Annotated in this window: 27 protein-coding genes; 6 read left to right on the top strand and 21 right to left on the bottom strand. The window is 64.6% G+C overall.

Annotated features, from left to right (window positions below; all coding sequences use genetic code 11):
- Window positions 1-69 precede the first annotated feature (69 nt).
- Window positions 70-456 (top strand): DUF305 domain-containing protein, encoded by a 387-nt coding sequence (locus tag QUV21_RS01720; protein WP_300852739.1) that lies wholly within the window; start codon window positions 70-72, stop codon window positions 454-456.
- 24 nt (window positions 457-480) lie between these two features.
- Here the strand turns inward: QUV21_RS01720 and QUV21_RS01715 are convergent, their stop codons facing one another.
- A complete protein-coding gene (locus QUV21_RS01715) occupies window positions 481-1,683 on the bottom strand; it encodes an aminotransferase class V-fold PLP-dependent enzyme (RefSeq protein WP_300852737.1) in 1,203 nt (400 codons plus the stop codon).
- A gap of 236 nt (window positions 1,684-1,919) precedes the next feature.
- On the opposite strand from QUV21_RS01715, the gene QUV21_RS01710 reads away from it, so the two are divergent.
- Both QUV21_RS01710 and QUV21_RS01705 read left to right on the top strand, forming a co-directional pair.
- Window positions 1,920-3,590 (top strand): ABC transporter ATP-binding protein, encoded by a 1,671-nt coding sequence (locus QUV21_RS01710; RefSeq protein ID WP_300853464.1) that lies wholly within the window; start codon window positions 1,920-1,922, stop codon window positions 3,588-3,590.
- Between the two features lie 38 nt (window positions 3,591-3,628).
- Window positions 3,629-4,417: a folate-binding protein gene (locus QUV21_RS01705; protein WP_300852736.1), complete on the top strand. Its 789-nt coding sequence runs from the start codon at window positions 3,629-3,631 to the stop codon at window positions 4,415-4,417.
- Window positions 4,418-4,456: 39 nt separating this feature from the next.
- On the opposite strand, the gene efp is transcribed toward QUV21_RS01705, so the two are convergent.
- Window positions 4,457-5,020: an elongation factor P gene (gene efp, locus QUV21_RS01700; RefSeq protein ID WP_300852734.1), complete on the bottom strand. Its 564-nt coding sequence runs from the start codon at window positions 5,018-5,020 to the stop codon at window positions 4,457-4,459.
- Between the two features lie 217 nt (window positions 5,021-5,237).
- On the opposite strand from efp, the gene QUV21_RS01695 reads away from it, so the two are divergent.
- Window positions 5,238-5,564: a DUF6280 family protein gene (locus tag QUV21_RS01695; RefSeq protein ID WP_165019318.1), complete on the top strand. Its 327-nt coding sequence runs from the start codon at window positions 5,238-5,240 to the stop codon at window positions 5,562-5,564.
- 82 nt (window positions 5,565-5,646) lie between these two features.
- On the opposite strand, the gene QUV21_RS01690 is transcribed toward QUV21_RS01695, so the two are convergent.
- The 17 genes from QUV21_RS01690 to QUV21_RS01610 form a co-directional block, all read right to left on the bottom strand.
- Entirely contained in the window at window positions 5,647-6,777 is a 1,131-nt protein-coding gene (locus QUV21_RS01690) for a hypothetical protein (protein ID WP_300852731.1), read from the bottom strand.
- A gap of 99 nt (window positions 6,778-6,876) precedes the next feature.
- Window positions 6,877-8,241, bottom strand: a complete 1,365-nt coding sequence (locus QUV21_RS01685; protein WP_300852730.1) for a TolC family outer membrane protein — start codon at window positions 8,239-8,241, stop codon at window positions 6,877-6,879.
- A 97-nt stretch (window positions 8,242-8,338) separates the two neighbouring features.
- Window positions 8,339-8,992 carry a protein-L-isoaspartate O-methyltransferase gene (locus QUV21_RS01680; protein ID WP_300852729.1) on the bottom strand — a complete coding sequence of 218 codons (654 nt, stop codon included), beginning with the start codon at window positions 8,990-8,992 and terminating at the stop codon, window positions 8,339-8,341.
- Between the two features lie 115 nt (window positions 8,993-9,107).
- A complete protein-coding gene (locus QUV21_RS01675; protein ID WP_300852727.1) occupies window positions 9,108-10,085 on the bottom strand; it encodes a hypothetical protein in 978 nt (325 codons plus the stop codon).
- Between the two features lie 73 nt (window positions 10,086-10,158).
- The gene (dxs, locus tag QUV21_RS01670) at window positions 10,159-12,093 is read right to left on the bottom strand and encodes a 1-deoxy-D-xylulose-5-phosphate synthase (RefSeq protein ID WP_300852725.1); all 1,935 of its coding nucleotides are present in this window, start codon (window positions 12,091-12,093) and stop codon (window positions 10,159-10,161) included.
- Between the two features lie 167 nt (window positions 12,094-12,260).
- Complete coding sequence (gene pufX / locus QUV21_RS01665) at window positions 12,261-12,488, bottom strand: RC-LH1 core complex protein PufX (protein ID WP_300852723.1); 228 nt, start codon at window positions 12,486-12,488, stop codon at window positions 12,261-12,263.
- Between the two features lie 11 nt (window positions 12,489-12,499).
- Window positions 12,500-13,423 carry a photosynthetic reaction center subunit M gene (pufM, locus tag QUV21_RS01660; RefSeq protein WP_300852721.1) on the bottom strand — a complete coding sequence of 308 codons (924 nt, stop codon included), beginning with the start codon at window positions 13,421-13,423 and terminating at the stop codon, window positions 12,500-12,502.
- Window positions 13,416-14,264 (bottom strand): photosynthetic reaction center subunit L, encoded by an 849-nt coding sequence (pufL, locus tag QUV21_RS01655; RefSeq protein ID WP_300852720.1) that lies wholly within the window; start codon window positions 14,262-14,264, stop codon window positions 13,416-13,418. Before pufL ends, pufM begins: the two co-directional genes overlap by 8 nt.
- 125 nt (window positions 14,265-14,389) lie before the next feature.
- Entirely contained in the window at window positions 14,390-14,566 is a 177-nt protein-coding gene (pufA, locus tag QUV21_RS01650) for a light-harvesting antenna LH1, alpha subunit (protein ID WP_300852718.1), read from the bottom strand.
- A 13-nt stretch (window positions 14,567-14,579) separates the two neighbouring features.
- Window positions 14,580-14,729, bottom strand: coding sequence for a light-harvesting antenna LH1, beta subunit (gene pufB / locus QUV21_RS01645; RefSeq protein WP_300852716.1), 150 nt, complete (start codon window positions 14,727-14,729; stop codon window positions 14,580-14,582).
- Between the two features lie 235 nt (window positions 14,730-14,964).
- Window positions 14,965-15,201, bottom strand: a complete 237-nt coding sequence (gene pufQ / locus QUV21_RS01640; protein WP_300852714.1) for a cytochrome PufQ — start codon at window positions 15,199-15,201, stop codon at window positions 14,965-14,967.
- Entirely contained in the window at window positions 15,198-16,685 is a 1,488-nt protein-coding gene (gene bchZ, locus QUV21_RS01635; protein ID WP_300852712.1) for a chlorophyllide a reductase subunit Z, read from the bottom strand. Before bchZ ends, pufQ begins: the two co-directional genes overlap by 4 nt.
- Complete coding sequence (gene bchY / locus QUV21_RS01630) at window positions 16,685-18,211, bottom strand: chlorophyllide a reductase subunit Y (RefSeq protein ID WP_300853463.1); 1,527 nt, start codon at window positions 18,209-18,211, stop codon at window positions 16,685-16,687. Before bchY ends, bchZ begins: the two co-directional genes overlap by 1 nt.
- Window positions 18,212-18,316: 105 nt before the next feature.
- Window positions 18,317-19,318, bottom strand: a complete 1,002-nt coding sequence (locus QUV21_RS01625; protein WP_300852710.1) for a chlorophyllide a reductase iron protein subunit X — start codon at window positions 19,316-19,318, stop codon at window positions 18,317-18,319.
- On the bottom strand, window positions 19,315-20,259 hold the full coding sequence (gene bchC / locus QUV21_RS01620) for a chlorophyll synthesis pathway protein BchC (protein WP_300852708.1): 945 nt from the start codon (window positions 20,257-20,259) through the stop codon (window positions 19,315-19,317). Before bchC ends, QUV21_RS01625 begins: the two co-directional genes overlap by 4 nt.
- Before the next feature lie 88 nt (window positions 20,260-20,347).
- Complete coding sequence (locus QUV21_RS01615; protein WP_300852706.1) at window positions 20,348-21,490, bottom strand: methyltransferase; 1,143 nt, start codon at window positions 21,488-21,490, stop codon at window positions 20,348-20,350.
- Window positions 21,487-22,380, bottom strand: coding sequence for a polyprenyl synthetase family protein (locus QUV21_RS01610; protein WP_300852705.1), 894 nt, complete (start codon window positions 22,378-22,380; stop codon window positions 21,487-21,489). Before QUV21_RS01610 ends, QUV21_RS01615 begins: the two co-directional genes overlap by 4 nt.
- A gap of 154 nt (window positions 22,381-22,534) precedes the next feature.
- On the opposite strand from QUV21_RS01610, the gene crtD reads away from it, so the two are divergent.
- Together crtD and crtC are read left to right on the top strand one after the other, a co-directional pair.
- Window positions 22,535-24,100, top strand: a complete 1,566-nt coding sequence (gene crtD / locus QUV21_RS01605; RefSeq protein ID WP_300852703.1) for a 1-hydroxycarotenoid 3,4-desaturase CrtD — start codon at window positions 22,535-22,537, stop codon at window positions 24,098-24,100.
- Complete coding sequence (gene crtC, locus QUV21_RS01600; protein WP_300852702.1) at window positions 24,097-24,939, top strand: carotenoid 1,2-hydratase; 843 nt, start codon at window positions 24,097-24,099, stop codon at window positions 24,937-24,939. The genes crtD and crtC overlap by 4 nt, the downstream gene beginning before the upstream one ends.
- Window positions 24,940-24,957: 18 nt before the next feature.
- Here crtC and QUV21_RS01595 read toward each other — a convergent pair whose 3' ends face one another.
- Together QUV21_RS01595 and crtB are read right to left on the bottom strand one after the other, a co-directional pair.
- Entirely contained in the window at window positions 24,958-25,431 is a 474-nt protein-coding gene (locus QUV21_RS01595; RefSeq protein ID WP_300852701.1) for a TspO/MBR family protein, read from the bottom strand.
- A gap of 55 nt (window positions 25,432-25,486) precedes the next feature.
- Window positions 25,487-26,494, bottom strand: coding sequence for a 15-cis-phytoene synthase (gene crtB, locus QUV21_RS01590; protein ID WP_300853462.1), 1,008 nt, complete (start codon window positions 26,492-26,494; stop codon window positions 25,487-25,489).

The following is a 26,494-nucleotide window of genomic DNA, read 5'->3' as shown; positions in this document are numbered from 1 at the left end:
GGATATGAGTTTCCTTCCCCCGTGGGAAGGTCGCATGAAACCCCTGATGACAACGAAGGAGCTTTCCCAATGACTCGCACCCGCACCCTTGCGCTTTCCGTGGCGTTTGTCGGCGCTGCCGCCGCTTTGGTCGCCACCACGCCCCTTCTGGCGCAGGAAACCATGGACCATTCCGGTCATGGTGCGATGATGGGCGATATGGGGGCATCCTCGATGGCCTTCATGGAAGCCAATGACCGCATGCACAAGGGAATGGCGATCGAGTTTACCGGCAATGCCGATGTGGATTTCATTCGAGGCATGATTCCGCATCATGAGGGCGCGGTCCAAATGGCTCGGATCGTGCTGGAACACGGGTCCGACCCCGAGGTGAAGGCGTTGGCCGAAGCGGTGATCGCGGCTCAGGAAGCCGAAATCAGATGGATGCAGGACTGGCTGGCCGCGAACGGCGGCTGATCGGGCAAACCGGCAGCGTTTGCGTCAGGCGGCCGCTGCCACCGCCTTGACCGCCGCCGCAAGCGCGCCCGGGCCATAGGGAATTTCCAGGGCCTGCATCCCCGCCTCCATCACCCCAAGTGCGCCAAGGGTCATATGGGCATTCACATGCCCCATATGTGCCACGCGCAGGAAACCGTGATAGGCCGGGTCGGTGGACGGGGCCATGCCAAGGCCGATGCCAAGCGTGACGCCCGCCTTCGTCTCGCACCAGTCGCGCAACCGGGTGGCATGGGGCGCACCGAAGCGGGCCGCCGTGACCGACCAGCCCCGGTCGCCCGGATCGGCCACATTCATCGCGATAGCCGGGTTGCCCGCCGACCATGCGTCAAACGCGGCCCAGACCGCGCCTGCCAGCACCCGGTGACGGTTCCAGACCTGCGGCATGCCTTCTTCATGGAGCATGTCCAAGGCCTCACGCAGGCCATAAAGATGGGTGGTCGGCGCGGTGCCGTTCCACAGCTGCCAGAACTCCTCGGCTTCGGCGCGCGGACCCCATGCCCAGTAGGGCGTGGCAAGGTCAGCCCCGGCACAGCGCAGCCGTGCCTGTTCCGAGAACCACACGAAGGCCAGCCCCGGCGGGGTCATCAGCCCCTTCTGGCAGGCCGCAACGGTGACATCGACACCCCATTCATCCATCCGGAATTCGTCGCAGCCCAATGACGCGATGCAATCCACCGCCAGAAGCGCCGGATGCCCCGCCGCATCCATCGCCGCCCGAAGGCGCGGGATGTCGGTCTTGATCGAACTTGCGGTATCGACCTGCGTCGTCAGCACCGCCTTGATCTTGTGGCCGCTGTCAGCCCGCAAGGCCGCCTCGACCCGGTTCATGTCGGCGGGCGCGGACTTGCCGAAATCCAGCACCTCGACATCCACCCCCATCGCCCGCGCGGAATTGGCCCATGAGGTGCCGAACTGCCCCACCGCCAGCACAAGGGCCTTGTCGCCTCGGCTGAACAGGTTGGCATTGGCTGCTTCCCAACCCGCATGCCCATTGCCGATATACATCGCCACATGACCCGTGGTTCCCGCCACCATCCGCAGATCAGGCCAGAGACTTGCGACCATCTCGATCAGATGGCCTTCATAGATGTTGGGCGACCCGCGATGCATTGCCTGCAACACCCGGTCTGGAATGACCGAGGGGCCGGGAATGGCAAGGTAGGGGCGGCCGTTGGCAAGGCTCATGGGTGTCTCCATCTCTGATGCGACATGGCTAGGCCCGCCCGCTGCCCGCGTCAATGCACCGGCCGCGTCAATGGGCGGCCTGCGCGCGGCCTGCTTGAGGCAGGCCCGGTTTCCCGCTAAACCCCCCTTGACCTTGCCCGAAAGGCCCGCCGCCCTTGCAGCCCCCCCGCGCCTATCCATCCCGCGTGCTGTTCAGCCGGTTCTGGCGCAGCTACCTGCGGCCGCATCTGCCCCTGATGGGGCTGGCCTTCCTGCTGATGGCGATCGAGGGATCAACCCTTGGCCTGTTGTCCTACATGATTGAGCCTTTGTTCGATCAGGTCTTTGCCCCCGGTGGATCGGGGGCGCTGATCTGGGTCGGGGGGGCCATTCTGGGGTTGTTCGTGGTGCGCGCCGTCACGTCGGTTCTGGGTCGCTGGCTGCTGGCCCGGGTCAACCAGACGGCGGCGGGGGCGATGCAGGCCGATCTCTTGCGCCATCTGCTGACGCTGGATGCCGGGTTCTTCCAGACCAACTCGCCCGGTCAGTTGATCGAGCGGGTGCAGGGCGACACCCTTGCCGCGCAAGGGGCCGCCACGCTGGTGATCGGCGGGGTCGGGCGTGATCTGGTGTCGCTTCTGGGGCTGTTCGCGGTTGCGATCTACATTGACCCGGTCTGGACCGCCGCTGCCCTGATCGGCACGCCCTTGCTGATGCTGCCGGCCTTTGCGCTGCGCCGCTATATCCGGCGCAAGACCATGCATATGCGCGAACAATCGGGCCTGCGCGCCACAAGGCTGGACGAGATCTTTCACGGCATTCAGGCCGTCAAGCTGAACCGGATGGAGGCCTATCAATCCAGCCGCTTCAAGGCGATCATCGACCAGATCATCCGCGCCGAGGTGAAGACCGCCCTTGGTCGCGCGGCCATGCCGGGCCTTGTCGATGTGGTGACAGGGCTGGGCTTCTTTGTCGTGTTGATCCTTGGCGGGCGCGAAGTGGCCGAAGGCACCCGCACCACGGGTGAGTTCATGGCCTTTTTCACCGCCATGGCACTGACCTTCCAGCCGATCCGCCGTCTGGGCGATCTGGCCGGTCTTTGGCAGGTGGCCGAAGCCAGTCTTGAACGGATCTTCACCCTTCTGGACACCCGCCCCTCTGGCACCCGGCCCGCCGTCAGCCTTGCCCGCCCCGCCCCCGGCGCGCCGGAAATCCGGTTTGAAGATGTCCACTTCGCCTATCCTGACCGCCCGGTCCTGAACGGGCTGACCTTCACGGCTGAGGCGGGCCGCGTCACCGCCCTTGTCGGCAGTTCAGGCGCGGGCAAGTCGACGGTGTTCCAGTTGATCTCGGCGCTGATCGAACCGCAGGCCGGGCGCATCCTGATCGGTGGCGTCGATGTCACCGCGATGAGCCTGTCCGACCAGCGCGCCCTTCTTGCCTCGGTCTCGCAGGATGCGGCGCTGTTTGACGAAACCCTGCGCGAGAACCTGTTGCTTGGCCGCACCGATCTGGGTGCCGCCCGACTTGACGCCGCCTTGTCGGACGCCGAGGTGGCTGGCTTCGTCGCCACCTTGCCCGCCGGCCTCGATACCCCCGCCGGTCCGCGCGGATCGTCGCTTTCGGGTGGCCAGCGCCAAAGGATCGCCATCGCCCGCGCGCTTCTGGCAGATGCACCGGTTCTTCTGCTGGACGAGGCGACCTCGGCGCTGGACACCCGAACCGAGGCGGCGGTCTCGGCCGCGCTGGCCCGGGCGCAGGCGGGGCGAACGACGCTGGTGATCGCGCATCGGCTGTCGACGGTCAAAGGGGCCGACAAGATCCTTGTGCTTGATCAGGGCCGGGTGGTCGAAGAAGGCAGCCATGCCGCGCTTTTGGCCAAGGGCGGGCTTTATGCACAACTGCATCAGGCACAGTTGCGTGACTGATCTTTCGCCCGCCCCGATCCGCGCCTAGGATCACGGCCATGGAACGAAACACCCCCGGCGAAGCCGCACCCGACCGCACCCTTTGGGCCGTGACTGGCCCCGATGCGCTGACCTTTCTGCAAGGGCTGGTCTCCAACGACCTACGGCCCCTTGAGGCCGCACCCGGCATCGTCTGGGCCGCACTTCTGACCCCGCAAGGCAAGTATCTGGCCGATTTCTTCGTGGTCCGCCCTGCGGCGACCACGGCAGACGACGGACTTCTGATCGACATCGCCACGGCGCTTGCCCCAGCCACCCTGCGTCGGCTGACAATGTATCGGCTGCGCGCAAACGTGCAGATCGCACCCGCAGCGCTTCATGTGCAGCGCGGGCTTGGGGAGGCCCCGCCCGGCGCCCTGCCCGACCCGCGCCACGCAGCCCTTGGCTGGCGGGCATGGACCACGGCCCCCGGCACCGCGCCCGCCATCGACTGGGGCCGGATCCGCGTGGAACACCTGATCCCCGAAAGCGGGGTCGAGCTGATCCCCGACGACAGCTACATCCTTGAAGCCGGATTCGAACGCCTGCACGGCGTCGATTTCCGCAAGGGCTGCTATGTCGGGCAGGAAGTGACCGCGCGGATGAAGCACAAGACCGAACTGCGCAAGGGTCTGGCGCGCGTGGCCATCAACGGCAGCGCCCCGATTGGCACCGAGATCACCACCGCAGGCAAAACCATCGGCCAGCTTTTCACCCAAAGCGGCGGGCAGGCCATCGCCTATCTGCGCTTTGACCGGATTGCCCCGGTCATGCAGGCAGGCGAGGCCATCCTTCGTCCGCTGGATTGAAGCCAGGCATATTTACAGAAAATTCCTGGCCGCCGAGGTTCAGGCGCGTTCGGAATATTCCATCAGTTCCGTATGGACGATGATCATCTCATCCACGTTGATGAAGGGCGGCACCATGACCCGCACGCCATTGTCCAGCACGGCGGGCTTGTAGGATTTGCTGGCGGTCTGGCCGTTCTGCACTGGCTCGGTTTCGACCACCTTGCAGGTCACCTTTTGCGGGATGGTCACGTTCAGCGGTTCCTCGCCGAAATACTGGACCGACACCGTCATGCCGTCCTGCAAGAACGGGCGCCGGTCGCCCAGCAGTTCGGCATCCAGTTCGATCTGCTCGTAGGTCTGGCTGTCCATGAACACCAGCCGCCCGTCGGTCTCATACAGGAACTGCTGGTCCTTCATCTCAAGATCCACCCGTTCGACCTTGTCTTCCGACCGGAAGCGTTCGTTCAGCTTCCTGCCGTCGCGCAGGTTCTTCAATTCCACCTGTGCGAAGGCGCCACCCTTGCCGGGCTTGACGTGGTTGACCTTGACCGAGGCCCAAAGCCCGCCGTCATGTTCCACGATTGTCCCGGGGCGGATTTCGTTTCCGTTGATCTTCGGCATTGGGGGCCAAACCTTCGCGCAATGGTTGCTAAATCTTAAGCGGTCCCTATATATGGGCTTACGCATCCGGGCAAGACGACTAAATACAGGGGTTGCAAAGCTGACCTATGCATTAAGCGCATAGCAGCCATTCGAAAACTGAACCCCCGAATCGTATTCAAACCGTTACAACCCACGGACGCCAAGAAAGACAAGAGCAAGAATAAGGGAACATCCGATGCTGGATTCCATCGACAGCACCGCTTTCAACTTCGAACAAGGCCAGCGTGCGCGCAAACTCTTTGCGGCCGTGGTTCTGGCTGCGCTGGATGATGCCATCGCGGATGACAAGAAATACGGCAACGGCCCCGACCAGATCGCCCGCTGGGCGCGCTCGCGCGACGGGCGTGAAGTGTTGTCCTGCGCCGGGATCGACCCGAATGAGCGCGTTGTGAAGGGCCTCATGGAATTCGTGTCCAAGGGCGTGCGCACCAGTGTTGCGCTCAGCCGCGAAGAATCCGAACGGCGCCATGCGCTTGAGGCAGAGCAGGCCGAAGCCGCCTGAAAGCCGGACGCCCGGTCTACGAATTGAAAAACGCGCCCAATTCGGGCGCGTTTTGCTTTTTCTGACCCGGCAGAACTGCGAGTCAATCCAGCGATTTTGCCGTCAAGGCACGGTTGATTTCCGCACGCACCAGCTTGCGGACGTTATGAGTGATCCGCTCGCCAAGCACGCCCTGAAGCTCTTCGCGGATCAGCATGCGCACGATCTGGCTCAGCGCGTCCTCGTCCAGCACAGTCACCGGGTTGCCATCCTGATCGGTCAGCACCTCGGCCATGCCGCTTGCCGCGAGCCCGGATGTCGGACTCTGTTCTTCGTCCTCAACCGGCCCGACCAGACCATAGTTGGCCGCAAGATCCACTTCAGGTTCCGCCAGATCCACTTCAGGTTTCGGCAGTTCCACTTCAGGTTCCGGCAGATCCCTGGCCGACCCGGCATCGGCCGACTCTACGGTCTCAAGATCCGATGCCGGAGGTCCGCTGACAGACGCGTCGGCCTCCGATGGTTCAGTATCTGCGAGCGCGCAATCTGCCGGTTCTGCATCTGAATGGCAGGACTCCGGGGCATCGACAGCCGCCCCCCCGGGCTGGCCTTCGTCGAGAGACACACCTGCGGCGGCAGCTTTTGCGGCGCTGCGGTGGATCGCCACAAAGGGAACCGGCTCGTCATCCGCAACGCTGTCCTGATCCTGCCCCCAGGTTGCGGGATCCAGATCGCCAGCGGCGGGCAGCACGTCATCGGCCAGCACCAGTTCGGCCTCTTCGGCACCAAGCGCCAATTCGGCAAGGGCGGGTTCAGGTTCGCTCCAGAAAGCGTCTTCCCATTCCCCGTCGACAACATGCAGCGGGGCTTCGGGATCTTCAGACGTCATCAGATCGGCCATCGGGGCTTCCGGGGCGGCTTCCGGGGTGGCTTCCGCGACGAGTTCGGATGCCCCGACCTCCGCCAAGACCTCGACCTCGCCCGCCGAGGCGTCAAGTATCAAGGAAGAAGCAGCTTCCGGGACAGGTGCTTCCTGCGGAAGGGAAGCTTCCGGTGCAGCGATTTCATCCACTGAAACTTCCGGCTCCGAGACAACCCGCAAGGCTGGCGTCAGCAATAGCCTGTCCTGCCCCAGATCCCGCGACACCGGGCGTGGCCGCGCCTCAGGCGAAATCAGCCTGCGGACCGAGGAAACCACATCCTCGATATCATCGGTGCTGAGAGGCTCTGACATCCGCGCCTTCCGTTATCGTCCGCGCATCCTGAAGATTAGCTTAACCCGCCAACCCCATGCAGAGCAACGAATTTCGCTCACGCTCATCAAGCCGCAGAATCAGTTGCCGATCTTTTCCAGAATGCGGTCCAGCTTCTTGCCTTGTGCCGAATGCGCCGGCGCCCGCTTGACCGTATCGAAATAGGCCTTGGGGTCATAGGTGGCGATGCCAAGTTGCAGGTGATCGACCGTCAGAAGGCCCATGGTGGAAAGCACCTGATACACGCCGACATAGCGCTGTGCCTCGGCCTGAAGCCGCGCGTTGCGGGCATCCAGCAGTTCCTGCTCGGCATCCAGCACATCCAGCGTCGTGCGCGCACCTGCCGCCGCTTCTTCGCGCACACCGTCAAAGGCGGTCTGCGCGGCGCGGATCTGCTGGTCCGACGCCTGAATCGACGCAGCCGAAACCGCAAGATTGGCCCATGCCACGCCCACATTCTGCAACACGCCGACCGCAGTCTGCTGCAAGGCGGCGCGCGAGCGGTCCTTGCCAGCCAAGGCCTGACGGATCAACGAGGAAAGCCGTCCGCCGGCATAGATGGTCTGGTTGAAAGTCAGGCCCACGCTTTGCGTGCTATTGCCGTCCTGATCAAGTCCGATCGAAGCCCCTGCCCCCACCGTAGGCAGCGTCGCGGCCTTGCTCAGATCCACCTGAAGATCGGCAACTGTCACAAGATGCTGGGCCTGCAAGATAGCGGGATGGGTCGAGCGTGCCACGCTTTGTGCCGCTTCCAGACTGTGCGGCAGCGCGGGCGATTTAGGCAATGCCGCGAGCCGGCCCGGATAGGCACCGGTCGCGGCCTTGTAGGCCTCGCGCGCGATCATCAGACTGCCTTCAGCCGAGGCCAGAGCCGAGCGTGACGCTGCAAGGCGCGCCTGCGCAATCGCTACATCTGTCCGCGTCGTCTCGCCCACCTCGAACCGGGCTTCGGCAGCGCGCAGTTCCTGAGTGATCAGGCGAAGGTTGCTTTGCCGCAGCGCCACCACTTCCTGTGCCAGCCGGACATCGACATAGGCCGATACAGCAGCCAGCAGCACCTGCTGTTCGACATCGACCAGCGCCTGCCGTGTCGCCAGAACGCTTTCACGAGCAATCTCGATTCCAAGTTGGTTGCGGCCAAAGTCCAGCAGGGTCAGGTCGGCACTCAGCGTCAGGGATGAAGTCAGCCCCTCGTTTACCGTCAGAGCATTCACCTCTGTCCGGCTCCATCCCGCCCGACCGGTAAATGCCACAACCGGCCGCAGCGTCGACACGGCCTGAGCCACATCCTCATCTGCCGCGCGCAGTACCGCGCGGTTCTGGTCCAGAAGGTTGGAGTTGCGATATGCCGCGATCAATGCATCGGCAAGCGTTTCAGCCCCTGCCACCGGCGCGGCCAGAACCCCGGCCACTGTCACCGCCATTGCCTTACACCAAGCGCGCATCCCGTTTCGCCTTTCCTTGGCCTGCGCGATCGGCGCAGGCGGTCCAATCAGTCATCCGGCAGGGTCCAGACCCGGGCCAGACAAAACACGCACCATCCTAAAGGACGAAGGCACGCGCCTTGCGAAAGCCATCCAGCACCGGGGCTGTGGCATTGAAGGACGAACGCCAGCTGACGCCACCTTCACTCTTGAATCCGATCATGGCAGTCCCAAGCGCACCATCCATGAAGATGGCACCGATCCGGCCGCCGTCCTTGAGCTGGTGCAAAAGCGACTCTGGCACCGTCTCGACCCCGCCCTGAATGGTGATGACATCGTAGGGCGCATGTTTGGGTGCGCCCGTCACCAGCGGACCGGCGATCACCAGCGCATTGTCCACGCCTTCTTCGGACAGAAGACGCTGCGCGTCGGCGGCCATAGCCTCGTCTTGCTCGACGGCAACGACGGTATCGGCAAGGTGGGCGATGACGGCCGCGCTGTAGCCAAGACCGCAGCCCAGATCCAGAACCAGTTCATCAGGCTGAATATCCAGCGCGTCCAGCAGCTTGGCAAGTGTCCTGGCCTCAAGCATGACCCGGCCCGCGCCGATTGCAAGGTTTTCGCCCACATAGGCCGCCTCGCGACGATCATCGGGAACATAGACTTCGCGCGGGACTGACAGCATCGCATCAATGATCGGAAACTTCGTCACGTCCGACGGGCGGACCTGCGTATCCACCATCATCACGCGACGGCTGGCAAATTCACTCATTCTCAACTCATCGGGCTGGACATCTTCATATTTCTCTTGCCACAGAACCATGACCGTCGCAACGGGCGATGTCCGTCATTTCATGGATCCGGCCCGAAACACCTGGCCGGGGCTATCAGGCGTCACTTTCCGCGCCATTTGCCCGGTCCGGACGCCAGCCGACAGCCTTTTCCCCAAGCCGGCGGAACTTGTCCGAAGTCTGGGTCAGCCGCCCGCGCCATTCGGCGTTCGGCTCTTGCCCCTCAGTCACCTTGAAAAACACCTGCAACATGCAGGCGACAGCGAAGGGCTCGATCAGGGCAACCTTTGTGGCCCAGGCGAAGACGATGGCAAAGATGAACATTCCGGCGCTGCTTTCCCCCGGCAACAGCCAGACCACGGCCGCTGCGGGAGCCAGCATGGCCACGAAGACCAGCACCGCCAGCGCCCATGTGATCAGCGTCAACCATGCAGCGTTCACCAGCATCGGGCGCGCGTTCTGGGCATAAAGCACCAAGCCGTCATGCGCCGCTTCCCAAGCGTTTTCCGACCGGGTGCGGATCGCGTGGCCAAGGATCACCTCATCCACCAGCCCGACCGCCAGCCGCAGATAGGCCCGCACTGCGCCCATGATCCGGTCAAGCCCGGGAATCGGCAGGATGAACAGCAATCCTTGCACCAGCCCGGTCACAACGTTGATCACCCCCTTGATCAGCTGATCCAGCGCAAAAAGCGCCGAGGCCTGACCGAAGCGATCGGTAACCACCGTTCGCGCATAGGCAATCTGCCCCTGCCCGCCCGGCACCTGCTTGCCGTCCAGAAGTTCCACCATTACCGCGATATGGCCGGCCTTGACGATGTAAAGCAGGTAATCGCGCAGAAAAAAGATCACCCCGGCAGTCAGACCGAACCCGGCCACCCCACCCCAGAAGGTGCTGGTCGCCCTGAAGTCCTCATCCCCGAGCAAGCCGACGCCGTAGCCGACACCCGCCCCGGTTCCGGTGATGACGATCAGTGCCGCCGTGATCCCGAAATAGACGATGACCCGAAAGATCACGAAAGGCGCTGTCTGCGCCATAAGGCCCAATGCCTTGAAAACGCTAAAATCCCACATACCGATACCTCAAATTGCCTTGAGGGCAACCTGACCCCGCATGCGCAAAAAAGCAAGCCTCGGATCGGCCGGATCAGACCAGCTTCGGTCGCGTCAGAGGTACCGGCTTTTGCCCCAGCCCGGCGCCAAGTCCACGCATGGTCTGTGCAATATCGGCGGCGGTCAGCCCGGCTTCGGCATACATTTCCGCCGGACTTGCCTGATCAATGAACTTGTCGGGCAGCGTCAAGGTGCGGATCAGGCGGCCCCGGTCAAGCCCGCCCGAGCCTGCCAGATAATGCAGCACCTGCGCGCCAAATCCGCCATGCGCGCCTTGTTCCAGCGTGACGAGCCCGGCATGCGTCTCGATCAGCCGGTCGATCAGGGCGGTGTCCAGCGGCTTGGCAAAGCGGGCGTCGGCCACGGTGATCTTTAGCCCCTCCTCGGCCAGCATTTCGGCGGCCAGAAGCGCCTCGGACAGATGCGCGCCGAAAGACAGGATCGCCAGACTGTCACCTTCCCGCACAACCCGGCCCTTGCCGATTTCCAGCGGGACGCCCGTTGCTGGCATTTCCACCCCGGCCCCTTCGCCGCGCGGATAGCGAAAGGCGATCGGCCCGCTGTCATGCTGGACGGCGGTGGCAATCATGTGGACCAGATCGGCCTCATCCCCTGCCGCCATAACGGTCATGTTCGGCAGGCTGGCCAGAAAGCCGATGTCAAAGGCCCCGGCATGGGTCGCCCCGTCCTGCCCGACCAGCCCGGCCCGGTCGATGGCGAAGCGCACCGGCAGGTTCTGCAAGGCCACGTCATGCACGATCTGGTCATAGCCGCGTTGCAGGAAACTGGAATAGATCGCGCAGAAAGGGCGCATGCCCGATGCGGCAAGGCCTGCCGCAAAGGTCACGCCATGCTGTTCGGCAATGCCGACGTCAAACACCCGGCCCGGAAACCGCTTGGCCATGATATCAAGCCCCGTGCCGCCCGGCATCGCCGCCGTGATTGCCACGATCTTCGGATCGCTTGCCGCCATCCTGGTCAGCGTATCGCCAAAGACCTGCGTATAGCTGGGCGCGTTCGACTTGCCCTTGACCTGCGCGCCGGTGGCCACGTCGAACTTGGCCACCCCGTGATACTTGTCATCCGCCCCTTCGGCCGGGCCGTAGCCCTTGCCCTTGACGGTCACGCAATGGATCAGCACCGGCCCCGACGCCCGGGCCTTGGCCGCCCGCAGCGTGGCCAGAAGCTGGCCCATGTCATGCCCGTCGATCGGGCCGATGTATTCAAAGCCGAATTCCTCGAAAAGCGTGCCACCGCCCGGCATGCCGGTCACCAGCGCCCGCGCCCGCCGTGCGCCATCGCGGACCGGACCCGGCAATGCTGCCTCCAGCCCCTCTGCGGCGGCGCGCAGCATGGCAAGGGGGCCTTTCTCGGCAATCGCGTTCAGATAGGTGGACATCGCCCCGACCGGCGGCGCGATGGACATGTCATTGTCGTTCAGGATGACGAACAGCCGCTCTTTCAGATGCCCGGCATGGTTCATCGCCTCATAGGCCATGCCCGCCGTGATCGCCCCGTCACCGATGACGGCGATGGTATCGCCCACCGGCATCCCCATCTGCCGCCCCATCGCAAACCCGAGGGCGGCCGAGATCGAGGTGGAACTATGCGCCGCGCCGAACGGGTCAAAATCGGATTCCGACCGTTTGGTGAACCCGGAGAGCCCGCCCTTTTGCCGCAGCGTCCCCATGCGGTCGCGCCGCCCGGTGATGATCTTGTGCGGATAGCACTGATGGCCCACGTCCCAGATCAGCTTGTCGAAGGGCGTGTTGAAGACGGCGTGGATTGCCACGGTCAGTTCAACCACCCCCAGAGAAGACCCCAGATGCCCGCCGGTGCGGCTGACCGTCTCGATCGTGTCTTGCCGCAACTCTTGCGCAAGCAGGCCAAGTTCGGCATCGCTGAGCGGCTTCAGATCGGCCGGACAGGCCACTCGGTCGAGGGTCGGAGTGCGGCTGATCTGGTCCATCGAAGCCTCCTTTAAAGAAAAAAGTGCCGTGCGGAAGTGACCCACACGGCACCAGGTTCCTGTCGCCAACAGGAAGGGAACCGGGCTGTGGTTGCGCCCCGGAACCGGGCTGGCAATCGCCCGGATGGAAATGCGGGGGGCGAAAGCTCCGCCCCCCGATGCTTGGTTCAGACCGTCTGCGAAGCCTCGACCAGCACAAGGCTGCTCCAGGTGTTCGGGTCCGGCGCCTGCTTGCTTTCTTCGGGCAACAGCAGGCCAACAGCGTAGATCACCCCGAACACCAGACCGATGGCGAGGACAAAGGCTGCGGCCATGCCGGCCCCCTTCATCATCTGACCAAGGCCCCAGTAGGCAAGGCTGGCAAAGCGCCCTTCGCGGAAATAGTCGTCAGACATTATCGCTCTCCTCAGTTCATCGGCGCGTAGCCGTGGTCCTGCGCCCAGACATACCAGTTGTCGACAACCGTGCCTGTCAGCAGGATCCCGATGCCGCCCGTAAGGGTGACAAGGATCGCAAACCACCAGGCCCAGCGGTGAATGCCCTCCATCGTGGCATTGAACCCCATCGTCCAGCGCCAGAACAAGGCGGCGCGCTCGGATGCGGTCCCCCGGTCGGCAATCTGTTCAAGCTCCCGGTCGCCGCCAAAGCGGCTGACAGCCAGGATCGTTGCCCCGTGCATCGCAAACAGCAGGGCCGACCCGTACAGGAAGACGATGCTGAGCGCGTGGAACGGATTGTAGAACAGGTTGCCGTAGGTCAGGCTGAAGTTGTTGGTCCAGTCGAGGTGCGTGAAGATGCCGTAAGGCACCGCCTCGCTCCATGATCCCATCAGGATCGGCCGGAACAGGCCCAGAACCAGAAACAGCCAGATGGCAGAGGCAAAGGCCCAGCACACATGCTTGCCCATGCCAAGGGCTTGCGCCCGCAGATAGCTGCGCACCCACCAGGCCAGCACAGAGACCAGCAGGAAGAACGAAGCGATCAGGAAGTAGCCGCCTTCCGCAATCGGCGGGAAGCGCAGGCCATATTCCGGCGATGGCGGGTCCAGCGACAGCCAGAACAGGTCACGCAGGAAGACGGCGGGGTTGAAGCCGGCCTGATGCCAGAACCACGCGCCCACCATGGTGAACCACACGACCCCGGCAAACAGCGAGATCACGCCCATCGTGCCAAGATAGACGGGCCCAAGCTGGGCGTTGCCGAACCAGCCCGCCAGCGTCGAGAAACTGGCACCGCGGGTCCGGTTGGCCAGATCCACGCCCTCGACCAACCCCATTTCCGGGGCGCCGCGAACCTGCACCTGGTTGAAGATGTTCTGATACTCAGCCATTTACGCCTCCCGCAATGTCAGCCCACCACGGCAGCTCCAGCCACCAATCCCACCAGACGACCCACTGGTCGAACCAGATGGTGCCTGAAATCACGATGCAGATCGCGCTCCAGAACCCCGCGTTCAGCGCCAAGAGAAGGCCAAGGCGGTGGATGCCCAGCGTCCCGACCGAATAGCCGATGAAATCGCGGAAGAAGGTGTCTTCATGATCCGGCGTCCGCATTTCCTTGCCCTTTTCAGGATTTGCCGCGGACAGGATCAGACCGCCGTGCAGCGCAAGGGCCAGCGCGTTGGTGAAGAAGAAGCTCACCGCGATCATATGGGCCGGGTTGTAGTGGAAATTGCCGTAGGTGTAGCCCGTGTTCGACACCCAATCGAGGTGCGTCCAGATCCCGTAGGGAAAGGCATAGCCCCAGGCCCCCATCAGAACCGGCCGGATCACGACAAGGGTGACATAAGCGAAGATCGCCACGCCGAAGGCGAATGGCACATGGTAGCCCATCCCCAGCTTGCGGCAGATTTCCACCTCGCGCAGCGCCCAACTCACAAAGGCGCAGATCGCGCAGATCGTGATCAGTTGCCAAAGCCCACCATCGCGCAACGGCGCAAAGGAAAGCCCGTATTCGACAGCCGGCGGGTCGATCGAGATCAGCCAGGGGTTCCAGACCCCTTCCAGCGCCGTGCCGTAAAAGATCAGTATCGTCCCGAGGGTGGCAAAGAAGAAAGTCGTCACGCCGAAGAACCCGACGTAGAACGGCCCCACCCAGAAGTCGAACAGGTTACCGCCGACCAGCGTGCCACCCGGCACGCGGTATTTTCGTTCGAAGCTGAGCAGTGCCATGCTTCTTTCTCCGCTTTGTCCGGGGTCGCGCATCGGGCGCGGGACGCGAGTTCCCGGAATGTGATGTCCCTTTGAATGTGGCGGGCGGCGGCGGTAAGACCGCCGCCCGCAACGAAGGCCGTGGCCTAGTTGGCAGCTTGCGCGGCGATTGCGCGCGCACCGGCTTCTTCAAGCCAGTTGTAGCCAGGCGTGCTCAGGAGCACGAGGTGGATCATCGCTGCCAGCAGGAACAGGAAAACGCCCTGCGCAACGAACACCCTGCGGGGGTCGAAGATCAGCCAGATTTTGTAGAACTTGGACATGTCTTGTTCCTCCTCAGAACCACGGACGCCAGATGAACACCGCCAGATGAGCGACCACGGCTACGGCCGTGAACAGCCAAAGCCCGCTCATGTAGACGGAGTGCAGCTCTTGCGCCTGCTCGTCGGTGAGACCTGTGAAACTCAGGTCGGATTTATCAGCCATGTTATCCTCCGAAGGGGTTGACTGACGCCGCATACCCTGCGGCTGGGTTCACGGGTTGGCTGCATGCCTTCCCGAGTTTCTCCGCACCCCCACCAGATAGACGGAGGGGATACGGTGAATGGTTTTTCCGGTGGTGTGGGCGCACATCCCACCGGAAGATCGAGCTGCCGGGTTCCGGGTCCGGCAAAGCGCACTCCCCGCGCCGGTCGGGCGCGAAAAGCGGAATTTGGCGGCCTTACGGCCGGAAGATCGCCGGGGTGATAGCCCCGGCTTCGCGCCAGGCGCGGGCCAGGGGGCCATGCACCGGTAGATGGCGGTCACGGACCAGCGCGATGACCCAGGCAATGGCGGCAAACGGGATCGCCACCATGAAGATCAGCGCGAAGTAGACGTAGAATTCGGCCCGCGGCGTGCGGTGGCCATGGCTGGTGCCGTGGCTGTCGTCATGTCCGCCAACAGTGTGATCACTCATTGGACCTCTCCCTTGTTTGTCGTTTGGGCAGCCGTTGCGCGTTCCCCGCGCAGGGCAGCCACGAATTCGAAGACCACCCGTTCAGCGCCCTGGTCGAGGGCGGATTTCTCCGCCGCGTCGCGCAGGGTCCGCGCTGCTGAAATCCGCGTCAGGATGGGATGCTCGGACACGATCCGGTCCAGTTCCGCCTGTGCATCGACATCCCAGGGGAAATCGCGGCGCAAAGTCGTGGGGGTGGCGGCGGCACTATCCATCTCTGTCCCAAGCGGCAGGATGTGGAACAGCGCGTCAAAAAGGCCGTTGCAGACCTCTTGCAACAGGTAAACCGCGCCGGCGTAACCCATGAAGGGCGTTCCCGTGGCCCGCCGGATGGCGGCACCGGGAAAGCTGGCCGGGATGAAACTTGGCGCCGGGCCATGCCCGCCCTTCATCTCGGCCAGATACATCTTCTCGTTGATCGACCCCATGACGATCAGCGGCCGGTGCTGGCGCAGGCCAGCACGCACGGCCTCATTGTTCGTCTTGGTCCCCGCCACACGCGACACCGCAAGCGCGCAGGGCAGGCCCAGATCTGTTTCCAGATAGTTGCGAATACCCCGGGTATAGGTGTCATTCGCCACAATCGCGAAACTTGCCGTGGCAAAGAAATCCTGCGTTACGGACCGCCATAGATCCCACAGGGGCTTCAGCGTGGAATGTTTTTCCTGCGCGATGAAAGGCTCCGGGTCCAGCCCCAGCATCTCACCCAACTGGCGCAGGAACCTGGTCGTCGATTCAAGCCCGATCGGCGCTTGCAGGTAGGGCTTGCCCAGACATTCCGCCAACCCCCGGCCAAACTCGCGATACATCACCACGTTGGCGTCGGCATTGACCAGATTGCGCATCTCGGCCAGGTGCGCGCCAAGCGGCATCACCATGTTGACCTCGGCCCCGATGCCTTCGACCAGACGGCGGATTTCGTGCAGATCGCTGGCCATGTTGAAGGTGCCATACATCGGCCCAAGGATGTTGACGCGCGGCTTGTCATGGGCTTCGCGCGCCTTTTCCGGCGGCATCCGGCCCTTGGTCATCCCGAACTCGGTGAAGATCCAGGTCATCGCGCGGTCGGCGCATTGCCACTGGTCTTCGTCAATCGTGCGCGGCAGGAAGCGCTGAATGTTCGTCCCCTGCGGCGTCACACCGCCGCCGATCATCTCGGCAATCGACCCGGTCACGACCACGGCAGGCAGCGCCGGATCGAGCGTCTTCCACGCCCGCGCCATCGAAGCCTCGGTGCCAGAGGTCATCTCATCCTCGCCCAGCCCCGTCACCACGATCGGCAGCTCATGCGGCGGCAATGCGTCGGTGTAGTGCAGCACGGACGTCACCGGCAGGTTTTCACAGCCCACCGGCCCGTCGATCACCACCTGCAAGCCCTTGACGGCACAGAAGGCATAGATCGCCCCCCAGTAGCCGCCAGCCCGATCATGATCCTGCACCAGCATCAGATCATCTCCTCGGCCTTGGCGGCTTTCGCTGCCTTGTCGAGTTTCTTTTGATGGATCGCCCGGAAATCGGGGCGCAGGTTCGGCGCACCTTCCCAGATGCCGGCCGTATCGCCGGTGCCGACGCCTTCAAAGAAGTCCTTCATCCCCTCCATCCGGGCCTTGCCCGCGATGGCGGCATTGACCACCTGCGCAAGCGACCCGGCACCCGCAGGCCCCATCAGGGGACGGGCGGAGATGAGGTTCGTGAAGTAAAGCGATGGAATCGCCTGTTCTTTCGCCTTTTGCACTACCGGCGTTGTGCCAACGGCGAGGTCAGGCTTGAACGCCTCGATCGCGGTCAGGTCATCCTCAAGGCTGGCGCGGAACTTCACCACCACGCCCTTGGCCTCCAGCCAGTCGCGGTCAGCGGCCGACCATTCGTTGCGCGCGCATGCCGTGCCGACATAAGGCACATCCGCGCCGCTTTCGATCAGCAGGCGCGCGACAAGGAGTTCTGAGCCTTCGTAGCCCGACAGCGTGATCCGTCCCTTGATCGGCGTGGCGGCAAGCGCCGCCCTGATCGCAGGCCCAAATGCGTTCTGCGCGTCGGCCACCTTTTCGGCAGCAATTCCATAAGCTTCGCCGATGGATTTCAACCAGCCCATCGTGCCGTCATAACCGACCGGAGCCGATCCCACGACGCCGCGACCAGCCGCCTGAAACTCCCGGATTGCCGCCGTGTAGAAGGGGTGGATCGCGGCGACGACGCCGCAATCCAGCGCCGCATAAAGCTCCCGCCACTCGCGGCAAGGCACCACAGGGCCAGCGGCCAAACCCATGGGCGCCAGCATCGCGCCAATCATCATCGGGTCGGCGGGGAACATCTCGCCCAGCAGGGCCACGGCCGGGCGGTCGGAACGGCCGCGCTCGGGGGCCTGAACCGGCCCGGCCTCAACCTCGGCGCGGGCGTATTTCAGCATGGCGCCAGCCAGCACGTCCTTGGCCTCGGCATGGGTCGGCACGCCAAAACCCGGAACGTCGATGCCGACAATGCGCACACCGTTGATTTCGCTTGGCAGCAGCTTCAAGGGAACGCCGGAAGCCGTTGGAACACATAGGTTTGTTACCACCACTGCGTCATAGCGATCCGGGTCTGCCAGTTCATGCACGGCGTCGCGGATGTCTTCGAACAGCTTCCCCGTGACCAGCGATTCCGAGTTGAAAGGGACATAGCCAACCGACCGCCGCGCGCCGTAGAAGTGGCTTACAAAGGTCAGGCCATAGACACAGCACGCCGACCCCGAAAGCACCGTCGCCACCCGCCGCATCCGCAGGCCGACGCGCAAGGATCCAAAAGCCGGACACATGGATTGTGGTTTATCATGAGGGCCTTGCGGGTAATCCTTCGCGTAACCGTCAAGGAGTTCCGAGTTCCCCGCCGCCCGCGCCGCCGCCTCCATCTGCGTGGCACCAGCGTGGCATCCCATGCCATCCGTCAGGCCCTGGCCCTCGACCCCGGCGGCAAGGCTTTCGCCCCCCGACATCGGGGCAAGATCGACCGGAGCATGCCGGAGGCCATCGGTCATTTGCTGACCTTACGGGCTTCCAGCGCCTTCAGCGCGGCTTCCACTGCAGCAAGGGCTTCAAGATCACACATTATCATACACCACTTCCAACGAGGGCTTCACGGCGGCGTTCTTGCCGCGCATGTCGGCGTCCGAGGCAGGCATCAGGACAAAATCCGCCCCCGTCGCCTCGGCGCTGAACAGGCCAAGCAGGCCGTCTTGCGACAGCGGGGCCGGACGCACGGGCGGCGCTTCGGCCACGGCAATCCCAAGCGCCTCGAACATCGGCCCCCATTGGGATTCGTAGCTGCCAACGATCTGATAATTCGCCGATTTCTTGCGCAGGTCATCATCCTGCGGGATCGCGGCCAGAACCGGGATGCCCACGGCATCAGCAAAGGCCGAAGCCTCGCCCGTGCCGTCATCCTTGTTGATTACCAGCCCGGCGATGCCGACATTCCCACCCAGCTTGCGGAAATATTCCACTGCCGAACAGACGTTGTTGGCGACATACAAGGATTGCAGGTCGTTCGAGGCGACCAGGATCACCTTTTGGGCCATGTCGCGGGCAATTGGCAGACCGAAGCCGCCGCAGACCACGTCGCCCAGAAAGTCGAGCAGGACATAGTCGAAGTCCCAGTCATGGAACCCGAGTTTTTCAAGGAGTTCAAAGCCGTGGATGATCCCGCGACCTCCACAGCCCCGCCCGACTTCCGGCCCGCCCAGCTCCATCGCGAAAACGCCACCGCGCTTGAAGCAGACATCGCCGATCTTCACCTCCTCGCCCGCCAGCTTCTTGCGAGTCGAGGTCTCGATGATCGTCGGGCAGGCCTTGCCGCCAAAGAGCAGCGACGTGGTATCCGATTTCGGGTCGCAGCCGATCAGCAGCACGCGCTTGCCCATCTCGGCCATCATGTGGCTGAGATTGGCCAGAGTGAAGGACTTGCCGATCCCGCCCTTGCCATAGATCGCGATGATCTGGGTCTTCTTTGACGGCGGATCCTGGGGGATTTCCAGCGTCGGCTCTTCATGGGCTTCATCACGCAGACGGGTGGCGAAGTCCTTCAGGTTCGGAACGTCGTTCATGCGTGGCCCTTCCAGTCGAGAATCATTTTCAGGCAGCCCGCATCGGTGAAAGCGGTCTCGTAGGCCTCGGCCGCATCGGCAGCGGGGCGTGAGTGGGTGATCAGACCGGCCAGTGACAGCGCGCCGCTTTCGATCAGCGCGCGGGTGGCGGTCAGGTCTTCGGGCGCCCATTCGCTGGCAATCCGGAAACGGGCTTCCTTCATGAAGGCGGGCGGAAAGGCAAAGGCGACGGGCTCGGTGTAAAAACCGGCCAGTACGATTTCACCGCCTTTTTGCAGGCGCATGACCAGTTGATCCAGGAGGCCGGGCGCGCCAGAGGCGTCATAGATCGCGCGGTAGTCGCGGCGGGCGTCATCTTCCGGGGCTATGACCGGATAGCTGGTCGCCCCATCGCGGCGCGTCGGGTTGGTTTCCCACACGGTCGGCGCGGGGGCGCCTGCGGCAAGGGTCAGGCGGGCCAGAAGCCGGCCGAGCGTGCCGTGACCGACGATAAGATCGGGAAGCGCGGTGTTGAACCCCGCCAAGGCATGACGGGCCGTTGCGGCCAAAGCCAGCAGCGCGCCTTCTGCCCCCATGCCAGCATCGATCCGAGCCACACGGGCGGCCTTGGTGACCAGATGCCGCGAAGCGCCGCCGAACAGGCCGCGCACGTTGCCGGTGAAGCAGTTTGCGCCGGGAACAAAGACCGCCTCGCCGACGCGAAAGCCTGAGCTTTCGCCCGCCTCGACAACCAGACCTGCGGCCTCATAGCCCGGGACCAGCGGATAGCCCATGCCGGGAAAGGGCGGCATCGTGCCGGACCAGAACAGCTTTTCGGTACCGGTGGAAATGCCAGAGTGCTGAACCTCGACCACCAGATCATCCGGGCCGGGCGACACAAGGCCAAGGCTTTCAAGCCCCAACTTCCTTGCGCCCTGCAGGATCACCGCTGTCGTTTGCACTGTCCCGTCCCCCCGAAAGCGATTTGCAGACCCCATGGCCGGCTGGCTCTCTTGCTGTAAGTCTAGCCTTACAATCCGGACTGTCAATTTAATTAGACAGTTTCGGAGCGGAATCTCGGGGCCTGGTTGCACAAAGGGCCGATGTCACGAAGGGGCGCAGGCTGCGGGCGGGGGTGATTTCCACGAATCCGGCGGCCTCAAGAAGCGCCGCAATCTCTGCGCCCGACCGGGTGCGCCCGGTTCCCATGGCGAGGGTGTAAACGGTAAAGTACACATCCGTCGCCGGATCAGGCCGGGTGCCGCCCGACATGGGTTCCGAGATGATCAGCCGCCCGCCGGCGGGCAGGGCCTGAAAGGCATTGGCCAACAGCGCCGCCACCGTGGCATCGCTGTGGTCATAAAGCACCCGGATCAGGCTGATCCCATCGGCACCTGCCGGCAGGGGATCATCGCGGAAGCTGCCGGGAACAATAGCCACATCGGCCCCAAGCCGCCCCTGCGCCCCGGCCACCACGGCAGGCAGATCGAAAAGTGAGCGTTTGAGTCCCGGATGCGCGCGGCCAACGGCGGCCAGAAAGGCCCCAGTGCCACCGCCCACATCCATCAGGTGAGTAACCCCGCGGAAATCGACCAAGCGCAGCGTGTCTTCGGCCACCAGCCCCTGACTGTCAGCCATCAATTCCGAATAGCGCGCGGCAAGGTCTGGGTCAGCCGCACCACCTGCACCAAAGACATAGGGCCAGAAGCCGGCCAGTTCCGGCCGGGTTTCACCGCGAAAGAACGCGGCAGGATCGGTCAGATCGCGGTAAAGGACCGGGTGATGGCGCACCATTGCTTCCAGCCCAGGCACGGTGAGAAAGGCCGCCCCGCGCGCTGTCAGCCGCCAATGGTCGCCCTTGCGGCGCATGAGTTTCAGCGCGGCCCCGGCCTGGCACAGAACCGCCATCCGGTCCCCCGGCACCCCGGCCAGTTGCGCCAGACGCGCGGTTGTTTCTGGCGCGTCGGCCAGTCGGTGCAGCACCCGAAGCTCTACCAGTGCCAGAAGACACTGGCTGCGCACAAAGCCGGAAACAACCTCGAACAGCGCCGCCCCTTCCGACCGTGCGATGTGGCGCAGGCCCGGAACGCGCGAACAGATGCGATGAAACCACGGCTGCAGCGCCAGCTTTGCCGCCCAGCCCGGCCCCGCGCTTCGGCGTGGAACCCCGGTGCCAAGCCCGGTTTCGGTCATTTCGCGCCCGCCACCTGTGCGCCAAGATCAACCGGAGTCATCCGTTCGGCGTAGGCGCGGACCATGCCGGCCAGTTGCGCCTCGCCGGGGCAGGACGGGATCGAGGCGATGGCCCCGCCCAGAATATCCTTCAGATGCCGCACCGCACCTTGCACACCCATCAGATGCACCGCGTTCGGGCGGCCGTGGGCGGCATCCTGCCCGACGGGCTTGCCGGTTTCTTCGGAGGTCAGAAGCGCGTCCTTCAGATCATCGGCAACCTGAAACGCCTCACCGATCCGGGCGCCAAGTTCTTCCCACGGCTCCGGTTCCTGCCCGGCGGCAATGGCCCCCATCTGGGTCGCCGCCACGAACAAGGCGCCGGTCTTGGCGCGGTGATAGGCGGAAAGGTTGACCGTGGGTTCGGATTCCCAAGCCTGCCCGGCGCAGATGCCGCCCGGCATCCCGGTGCGCTGCGCCAGGGCCTGCACCAGTCGCAGCGCGCGCAGGGGCTGGTCGCCCGCCGCCCGCGCCAGCACCTCAAACCCCAGCACGATCAGGCTGTCACCGGCCAGAATCGCCAAAGGCTCACCATGCGCGCGGTGGACGGATGGCCGCCCACGACGGGTATCGGCATTGTCGAAGGCGGGCAGATCATCATGCACAAGGCTGGCGCAATGGATCAACTCCAGCGCCGCCGCCGCTGCATCAGACAAGAGCGGACGGTCATCGCCGCAGGCCATTGCCACCGACAGAAGGATGGTCGGCCGGATCCGCGCGCCGCCCGACATCGTGGCGTGATCCAGGGCGGCGGCAAGGCGCTGCGGCACCCGGTCAGCCGCAAGAAAGCCACCGCTTGCCAGCTGGATCGCCTCGGTCACCGCGGCTTCGATTCGGACGGAAAGCTGCATCGCGCACCTCGAACAGGGCCGGAACGCCCGGCCATCGGGCCGAAAGCGGCTCCATGGCCCAAGTCTTGCACCAGCGCGACATGTTGTAAACTAAAACTTACAGTCAGATGTTCGCTCCTGTTTACAACCGCCTGCCCTCGGCTAAACTGCCGGGATGGAAAGCCACGCCAGAAGCGTTGTCGTGATCGGGGCCGGGATGGGCGGGCTTGCCGCTGCGATCCGGCTTGCAGCGGCGGGCTGCGCGGTGACACTGGTCGAGGCGGCGGCCAGCCCCGGCGGCAAGATGCGCACCCTGCCCTCAGCCGCGGGGCCGGTGGATGCGGGGCCAACCGTGCTGACCTTGCGGCAGGTGTTCGACGATCTTTTCGCCTTGGCAGGGGAACGGCTGGAGGATCACCTGACCCTTCTGCCGCAATCCATCCTTGCCCGCCACTGGTGGGAGGATGGCAGCCGTCTGGACCTGACCGGCGACCGCGATATCGACACAGCCGCCATTGCGACCCTTGCCGGGGAAGGTGAGGGCGCAGCTTTCCGCCGCTTTGATCATCTGGCGCAAGGCCTGCATGAGGCCTTTGACGCGCCGGTGATGCAGGCACCCCAGCCCCGCCTTGGCGCAATCATCCGCGCAACGCTTGCCCGCCCGGCGATCTGGCCTGCACTATCGCCCGGGCTGTCGCTTGCAGGCCTCTTGCGTCGCCAGTTCCGTGACCCGCGCCTGATCCAGCTGTTCGCACGCTATGCCACCTATGTCGGCGGCAGGCCAACCCATGCGCCGGGCGTCCTTGCGCTGATCTGGCGGGCCGAAGCGGCGGGCGTCTGGGCGGTCAAGGGCGGGATGCACCGCCTTGCGCTGGCGCTGGCCGACCTTGCGCGGCGCCTTGGGGTGGACCTGCGCCTGTCCACACCCGCGCGGCGGATCGTTCGGCAAGGCGGGCGGGTGACGGGGGTGCAGTTGCAGGACGGAAGCACCCTGCCTTGCGCGGCTTGCGTCTTTGCCGGTGACCCCGCGGCACTTGCCTCCGGGTATCTGGGCGAAGGCTTGGGCGCGGCGGTTCCGGCCCGAGGCACCAACCCGCGCAGCCTTTCGGCATGGGTCTGGTCCTTCGCCGCCCGCGCCGAAGGTCTGCTGGCCGCCGACCTGATCCATCACAACGTCTTTTTCTCATCGGACCCAAAGGCCGAATTCGGCCCGCTTGCAAAGGGTGAAATGCCCGAAGCCCCAACGCTTTACATCTGCGCCGAGGATCGCGCGGCCGGGTTGGTGCCGGATGGCCCCGAACGGTTCGAGATCATCGTCAACGCCCCCCCGGGCCGCCCCGACCAGCCAGAGGATTTTGCCCGATGCCACGCCCGAACCTTTCAACGCCTGCGCCAGATGGGCCTGATCTTCACCCCCGAACCGGGGCCAGAGGGGCTGACCACCCCGGCGACACTGGACCGGCTGTTTCCGGGATCGTCGGGCTCGATCTACGGCCGCAGCCCAGAGGGGACGTTCGCAGCCTTCGCCCGGCCCCCGGCGCAGACGGCCCTGCCGGGCCTTTATCTGGCGGGGGGGGGCGCGCATCCGGGGGCTGGGGTGCCGATGGCGGCGCTCTCCGGCAAGCACGCGGCGGCGGCGGTTCTGGAGGCCCTGACTTCGGCGTCCACGTCGCGCCCGACGGCTATGCCTGGTGGTACCTTGACGGGGTCAGTGACGACGGGACGCGCGCCGTCTCGGTGATCGGGTTCATCGGGTCGGTGTTTTCGCCGTGGTATCGCTGGTCAGGCCGGCAATCGCCGCAAAACCACGTCTGCCTGAACGTCGCGACCTACGGCCCCGGCGGGCGCTTCACGATGACGGACAGGGGCCGCCCTGCCCTGCGGCAAAGCCCGGACCGGTTGCAGATCGGGCCATCCGCGATGCATTGGAACGGGCGCGAACTGGTAGTGGAGGTGAACGAGATATCCTCGCTGCCGCTGGTTTCCCGGGTGCAAGGCACGATCACACTGACACCCGAAGCCCTGACCGGGGTCGAGGCACGGCTGACCCCGGACGCCAGCCACACATGGCGCCCCTTCGCGCCGATTGCGCGGATCAAGGTGGACCTGAGCCAAGGCCATGCCTGGGAAGGTCACGGCTATTGGGACGCGAATTTCGGCACGGCGGCGCTGGAGGCCGATTTCCGTTTCTGGACCTGGGGCCGGTTTCCGCTGAAGGATCGGACGGTCTGCTTTTATGATGCCACCCGGCGCGACGGGTCCAGCCTTGCGCTGGGGGTCGAGGTGCTGCGCGATGGCACCGTGCAGGAAATCGAACCGCCCCCCGTCACCCCGTTCCGGCGCAGCCTTTGGGCGGTCAGGCGCGAAACGCGGGCCGATGCAGGGTTCCACCCCAGCCAGAAAATGAGCCTGCTGGACGCGCCGTTCTATTCCCGGTCGCTGGTGGAAACCAAGATCGACGGCGAGGTCACGACGGGCGTGCATGAGGCGCTGGATCTGGTGCGCTACCGCCAGCCATGGCTGAAACCGATGATCGCCGTCCGGGTGCCACGGCGGCGGGGCTGGGCGTTCGAAGAATGAGTCGGGGCAGGCCCCGACCTACGCCGACACGCCAGAGGCGGCTTCGGGGTTCAGGCGCACGATTGACAGGTTCAGCGCCCCGGCCACGCTGACCCAGACGACATAAGGCACGAACATCAACCCGGCCCAGAAATCGACCGTGAAGAAGGCGATGCAGGTGGCCGTCACCGACAGCCAAAGCCCCGCCATCGGCACCAAGGCCGCGCGCATCCGCTTCAGCCCGAAGAACACCGGCGTCCAGAGCGTGTTGAACGCGATCTGCACCGACCAGAGCGCAAGGCCAAGGCTTGCCCCCTCGAACGTTGCGGCGCGGGCGGCGGCGACGGACATCAGGAGGTAAAGCGAGGTCCAGGCGACCGGAAAGACCCAGTTCGGCGGGGTCCAGCTTGGCTTTTTCAGCGCCACATACCAAGGGCCGGTCGGAAACAGCGCCCCGGTTGCTGCAGCGGCACCGCAGGCGGCAAGATAGACAAAGAACAATCCGTAATCCATGCGCGGCACCCCTTTGGGCATGGAGATAGGCCGGATCGCCCGCCGTCACAACCAGTCAGGCCGAAAGACTGCGGTCGCGGGCCTCCAACTGTGCCAGAACGCCAAGAAGTGCGTCACTTCTGCCCTTTGCCGGGGCTTGCTGGGCAGCGGCGCGCACCAGAAATGCCACCTCGTCAACCGGCGGGGCGTGGAGGACCGACGGCTGAGGCATCACCGCCGTGCCGCCAGCCTTGAGCGTGGCAAGACCCAGCCAGCCGAGTTTCTGCAAGCCGCCCGTGCGGGCGCGGCTGGTAATGCTGTCATGATCCTTGCGCCGCACCGCGCTGCCGATCCCGGCATAGATCATCCGGGCGGCCATGATGCCGGGGCGGCAGGCCAGTGGCAAAGCGGCAACCCCGGCCTCGGACCTTGTGTAAAGCCTGTCCGCCTCGGCCAGAAGGCGGGCGATGGCAAGGCGGATGGCGGGGGTGGCGGCAGGGGTTGCAAGGAAGGACTCAGGGTCAATCCCGGCGCCGGTCAGCCAGTCAACCGGCAGATAAAGCCGCCCGGCGCAGGCGTCTTCGCCGACATCGCGGGCGATGTTGGTCAGTTGCATCGCAAGGCCAAGATCGCAGGCGCGGGAAAGCGCGTCCGCGTCGCGCACCCGCATCAGAACGCACATCATTGCCCCCACGGCAGCCGCAACCCGGGCCGAATAGGCAAGAACGCCCGACAGATCATCATAGCGCCGCCCCACCGCATCCCATGCCATGCCTTCCAGCAGGGCATCGGGCAGCGCGCGGGGCATCTGAAAGCCCTCTACTACAGCGGCAAAGGCGCGGTCGGCGGGGGAATTGACCGGACGCCCCTCATAAACCCGGTCAAGCCGGTCGCGCAGACGCAAGACCGCCGCCGCCTTGTCATGGCCTTCGTCCACCGCATCATCGGCCAGGCGGCAAAAGGCATAAAGCGCCAGCGCCGGATCACGCACGCGGTTGGGCAACAGCCGAGAGGCTGCGTGAAACGACAGGCTGCCGGTGCGGATCGCGGCGCGGCAGGCCTCCAGATCAGAGGGGGCGATCAT

Origin of the sequence: Tabrizicola sp., assembly GCF_030373185.1 — a bacterium.
Classification (GTDB): Bacteria; Pseudomonadota; Alphaproteobacteria; order Rhodobacterales; family Rhodobacteraceae; genus Tabrizicola.
The sequence above is the reverse complement of the archived record's forward strand: the minus strand, read 5'-3'. Positions and strand labels throughout refer to the sequence as shown.